This window comes from Kordia jejudonensis (assembly GCF_001005315.1).
In the GTDB taxonomy this organism is placed as follows: domain Bacteria; phylum Bacteroidota; class Bacteroidia; order Flavobacteriales; family Flavobacteriaceae; genus Kordia; species Kordia jejudonensis.
The window spans coordinates 1-458 of sequence record NZ_LBMG01000199.1; the positions used below are offsets into that span (position 1 = coordinate 1).

Annotated in this window: 1 protein-coding gene; it reads left to right on the forward strand. The window is 29.0% G+C overall.

Annotated features, from left to right (window positions below; all coding sequences use genetic code 11):
- A partial coding sequence (locus tag AA089_RS25380; RefSeq protein ID WP_046759431.1) for a hypothetical protein occupies nt 1-387 on the forward strand: 387 nt, incomplete at its 5' end.
- Nucleotides 388-458 lie beyond the last annotated feature (71 nt).

Consider the following 458-nt stretch of genomic DNA (forward strand, 5'->3'; position numbering starts at 1 on the left):
TTTCATGATTTCCGTAACGTGTTCAACCTTACGCCAAATGATTTAATGGATAAAGGAGAAGCGTATATTGCAAATTATGTTTCTGTATTTAAAAAACGTATATCAAGTAACACAACTTTAGATAGTGTAGTTCAAAATGATTTTAAAAGTATATATAATACTGAGGTATTTAATCCTAAAAAGTATACAGCTCGGACAAAGTATGGCGAAAGTATTGTAGTTACTTACAAGGCAAAACACGGAACATATGAATATGAATGTATACAGCAGTTTTATAAGTATAAAGGATTTTATTATAAGGTATCATATGTAGCTCAAGATAAATATTTTGACACCTACTACGATGATGCTATTGCCATTATGAAAACGTTTAAAATCGCAGAATAGTTCCATTTTTAATTTATCGTAAAACTAAATTATGCTATTAGAAGCTCCAATTGTAAGGATTGGAGCTTTTT